Source organism: Clostridia bacterium (assembly GCA_019683875.1).
In the GTDB taxonomy this organism is placed as follows: domain Bacteria; phylum Bacillota; class Sulfobacillia; order RBS10-35; family Bu92; genus Bu92.
In genome coordinates this window covers 1-4,460 of sequence record JADGHN010000129.1, presented here as the reverse complement: position 1 = coordinate 4,460, position 4,460 = coordinate 1, and the positions used below count along the sequence as shown (strand labels likewise).

General features: G+C 69.8%; 3 protein-coding genes. All 3 read left to right on the top strand.

Going from position 1 to position 4,460, the window contains the following annotated elements:
• Nucleotides 1–136: 136 nt before the first annotated feature.
• Nucleotides 137–2,614, top strand: coding sequence for a leucine--tRNA ligase (locus IRZ18_08655; GenBank protein ID MBX5477174.1), 2,478 nt, complete (start codon nt 137–139; stop codon nt 2,612–2,614).
• 94 nt (nt 2,615–2,708) lie between these two features.
• Nucleotides 2,709–3,449, top strand: a complete 741-nt coding sequence (locus tag IRZ18_08650) for a ComEA family DNA-binding protein (protein ID MBX5477173.1) — start codon at nt 2,709–2,711, stop codon at nt 3,447–3,449.
• A gap of 39 nt (nt 3,450–3,488) precedes the next feature.
• On the top strand, nt 3,489–4,430 hold the full coding sequence (locus tag IRZ18_08645; GenBank protein MBX5477172.1) for a 4-hydroxy-3-methylbut-2-enyl diphosphate reductase: 942 nt from the start codon (nt 3,489–3,491) through the stop codon (nt 4,428–4,430).
• The last annotated feature ends 30 nt before the right edge of the window (nt 4,431–4,460 follow it).

Here is a 4,460-nt window from a genome sequence, read left to right as displayed (position 1 = left end):
CTTCTGCTGTGTAAAAGATCTAGTAATTTATTAGGGTGGGCCCCGGGGGGGGGCCCCGTCCCTAAGCGGACGGGGCCGCCCGCTTTTCGGACGGCCGCGTCGGGGATCGGCCGCGATCGCGCGGAGGAGGATGACGATGCCGGGTTACAATTTCCGCGCCATCGAAAAGAAGTGGCAGGCTCACTGGGAGCGGACGGGCCTCTACAAGTGGGACCCGAACGCGCCCAAGCCGCGCTTCTACATGCTGACGATGTTCCCGTACCCCAGCGGCGACCTGCACATCGGCCACTGGTACGTGCTCTCGCCGACGGACGCGTACGCGCGCTTCAAGCGTATGCAGGGGTACAACGTCTTCTTCCCCATCGGCTTCGACGCCTTCGGGCTGCCGGCGGAAAACGCCGCCATCAAGCGCGGCGTCCACCCGCACGCCTGGACGTACCGCAACATCGACAACATGCGGCGGCAGATGCGCTCCATGGGGGCGTCCTTCGCATGGGAGCACGAGATCGTCACGTGCGACCCCGAATACTACCGCTGGAACCAGTGGTTCTTCCTGCAGTTCTACAAGCGAGGCCTCGCATACAAGAAGTTCGCGCCGGTCGACTGGTGCCCGACCTGCAACACCACCCTCGCGCGGGAGCAGGTGGTCGGCGAGAACCGCCTCTGCGAGCGCTGCGACACGCCCGTCGTGAAGAAGGAGCTCGACCAGTGGTTTTTCCGCATCACCGCGTACGCGGACGAGCTCCTGGACTTCAGCGGGCTGGAGTGGCCGGAGCGCGTCCTCGCCATGCAGCGCAACTGGATCGGCCGCAGCGAGGGCGTCCAGTTCCGGTTCCAGGTCGACGGCCGCGACGACACGTTCGAGGTTTTCACGACCCGCATCGACACGATCTACGGCGTCTCCTTCGTCGTGCTGGCGCCCGAGCATCCGCTTGTGGAGCGCATCACGGCGCCGGAGTGCCGGGAGGCCGTCGAGGCGTACCGGCACAAGGCGGCCCGCCAGTCCGAGGTGGAGCGCCTGTCCACGGAAAAGGTGCGCGACGGGGTCTTCACCGGCGCCTACGCCGTCCACCCGCTGACCGGCGAGCGGGTGCCGATCTGGATCGCGGACTACGTGCTCGTCACCTACGGCACGGGCGCCATCATGGGCGTGCCCGGCCATGACGAGCGCGACTTCGACTTCGCCCGCCGCTACCGGCTGCCCATCCGCGTCGTGGTGGCGCCGCCCGGCTGGCAGGGCGAGGAACTCGGCTCCGCGTACGCCGAGGAAGGCACCCTCGTGAACTCGGGGCCGTTCGACGGTCTGCCCTCGGAGGTGGCCCGGGAGCGGCTGGCCGACGAGATCGAGCGGCGAGGCATCGGGCGTCGCGCCGTGCAGTACCGCATGCGCGACTGGCTCATCAGCCGCCAGCGGTACTGGGGCACGCCGATCCCCATCGTGTACTGCGACCGCTGCGGCACCGTCCCCGTCCCCGAGGACCAACTGCCGGTGCTCCTGCCGGAGGACGCCGAATTCCTGCCGACCGGCGAGTCGCCGCTCAAGCATCACGAAGGGTTCCTCAACACGACGTGCCCGAACTGCGGCGGCCCCGCGCAGCGGGAGACGGACACCATGGACACGTTCGTGGACTCGTCCTGGTACTGGTACCGCTATCTCGATCCGCACAAGAGCGACGGGCCGTTCGACGTCGAACTCGCCCGCCGGTGGACGCCCGTCGACCAGTACACGGGCGGCGTGGAGCACGCCGTGATGCACCTCCTCTACTCGCGCTTCTTCACGCGCGTGCTGCGCGACATGGGCCTCGTCGACCACGCCGAGCCGTTCCCGCGCCTCTTCAACCAGGGCATCGTGCTCGGCCCCGACGGCCACCGGATGAGCAAATCGCGCGGCAACGTGATCGACCCGGACGATCTCGTCGAGCACTACGGCGCAGACGTGGTGCGTGGATACCTGATGTTCATGCGGCCGTGGGACCAGGGTGGGCCGTGGCAGCCGGGCGGCATCGACGGCGTGGCGAACTTCCTCAACCGCGTGTGGCGCATCGCCGTGGACGAGGAGCCGGCGGAGGGCGACGCCCCGGTCGCGGCCGCGGCGGAGGCCGAGGTCGTCGGGGCGGCGCCGTTCGGCGAGCGGGAGCTGCGCAAGCTCACGCACCGCACGATCAAGAAGGTCACGGAGGATCTGTCGGAGTTCCGCTTCAACACCGCCATCGCGGCGATGATGGAGTTCTCGCGCGACCTCGCCCGGGCGCGCCACACGGCGCTCGAGCGCACGCCGGCGTGGCGGGAGGCGGTGGAGGCGCTGACGCTCCTGCTGGCGCCGATCTGCCCGCACATCACGGAGGAGATCTGGCACCGCCTGGGCCACGAGGACAGCGTCCACGTCCAGCCGTGGCCGAAGCACGATCCGGCCCTGACGGTGAACGACACCGTGGAGATCGTCGTGCAGGTCAACGGGCGCGTGCGGGAGCGGCTCGAGGTGCCGGCCGGTCTCGACCGCGACGCGCTGCTGGCGGCCGTGCAAGCGGACGCGCGCGTCCAGGCCCTGCTCGCCGGCAAGACGGTGCGGAAGGCGATCGCCGTGCCGGACCGGCTGGTGAACTTCGTCGTCTAGGCGGGCGCGGGAGGCGGCGGAAAACCGGCGGCCGGCAGGAACTGGAAGGAACTGGAAGCCGTGATGACGAATCCCCCCGCATGGGGGGATTCGCGTGCGATGGGTTGAACAGGGGGCCGGCCGGCCCTGGGCGGCGGTCGCCCTGATGGTGGCGGCGCTGGGGTTGGGGCTCCTTGCCTGGCGCGCAGCGGCGGCCATGCCCGCAGATCCGCTGGGGGAATGGAACGCCGCGGCGTCGGAAGTCGCCCCGCCCGGCGGAGCGCCCGGCAGCGAGGTCGCCGGCGCGGGACCCGGGAGCGAGGCATCGGAGGCCGGGGCGACGGCTGCAGCCGCGGACGGGGCGGGGCGGCCCTCGGAGGCGTTCGGACCGTATTCCGGGTGGCGCGACGTCGAACGGGACGGGCAGAGGGATGTGGCAGTCGTCGATGTCGCCGGCGCCGTGCGGTCTCCGGGCGTGTACATCCTGCCGGCCGGAGCGCGCGTCTGGGACGCGGTGAAAGCGGCCGGCGGGGCGGCCGCCGACGCGCAGCTCTCGGCCGTGAACCTCGCCGAGCCGGTCTCGGACGGCCAGCAGGTGTACATTCCGCGTAAGGGCGAGACGGTGGCTGGGCGGGCGTCGGCCGCCGGCGGGAGCGGGCCGGCGAAGGTCGACATCAACCATGCGGGCGCGGACGTCCTTGAGGCGCTGCCCGGCATCGGTCCGGAGCTCGCCGAGCGCATCGTGAAGGAACGCCAGGCGCACGGGCCGTTCCGTTCGGTCGACGACCTTGCGCGCGTGTCGGGGATCGGGCCGAAAAAGCTGGAGGCCTTGCGACCGCTGATCGTCATCCGGTGAGCGTCGACCGCTATACTGGACACGGAAGGGGCGTCGCCCATGCGCGTGGTGAAGATCACGCCGCGCGGCTACTGCTACGGCGTCGTCGACGCGATGACCCTCGCGCAGAGGGTCGCCGCCGACAAGAACGTGCCGCGCCCGATCTACATCCTGGGGATGATCGTCCACAACCGCCACGTCGTCGAGTGGCTGGAGAGCGAGGGAATCATCACCCTGGACGGCGCCGACCGCCTGAAGCTCCTGGAGCAGGTGGAGCGCGGCACCGTCATCTTCACCGCCCACGGAGTCTCGCCTCAGGTAAAGGAGGCGGCGCGCCGGAAGGGGCTGACCGTGTTCGACGCGACGTGCCCGGACGTCACCCGGACTCACGAGGTGATCCGGGAGCGGGTGGCCGAGGGGTACGAGATCATCTACATCGGCAAGAAGGGTCACCCGGAGCCGGAGGGCGCGATGGGCCAGGCGCCCGGCAGGGTCCACCTGATCGAAACGGAAGAGGATCTGGCCGCCCTGCGCCTCTCGGCCGAAAAGGTCGCCGTGGTCACGCAGACCACCCTCAGCCAGTGGGACACGGAGCGGCTCGTCCAGAAGGTCCTGGAACGCTACCCGGATGCGAAGGTCTACAACGAGATCTGCCTCGCCACGCAGTTGCGCCAGCAGGCGGCGGTGGAGCAGGGACGCCAGTGCGACGTGGTCATCGTCGTCGGGGACGAGCGCAGCAACAACTCGAATCGCCTGGTCCAGGTGGTGCGGGAAGTCGCGGGACGGCCGGCGTATCGCATCGACAACGTTTCCCAGCTGCGGGAGGAGTGGCTGCAGGGCGCTCAGACCGTGGGCGTCACGGCCGGCTCCTCCACGCCCAGCCAGATCGTGCGCGAAGTGATCGAGTTCCTCGAACAGTACGAGCCTGGTCAGCCGTTCGCGCCGCGCAGCGCGGTGCAGGACGGTCCCATCGCCATCATCCCCAAGCGAGCGCGCCCGTAGCGCAAAAGCCGATGTACGGCTTGTGGCGGC

What these genes read in the sequence shown, in the direction of transcription:
- IRZ18_08645 (MBX5477172.1), top strand. Translation starts at nt 3,489, where the DNA reads ATGCGCGTGGTGAAGATCACGCCGCGCGGCTACTGCTACGGCGTCGTC.
- IRZ18_08655 (MBX5477174.1), top strand. Translation starts at nt 137, where the DNA reads ATGCCGGGTTACAATTTCCGCGCCATCGAAAAGAAGTGGCAGGCTCAC.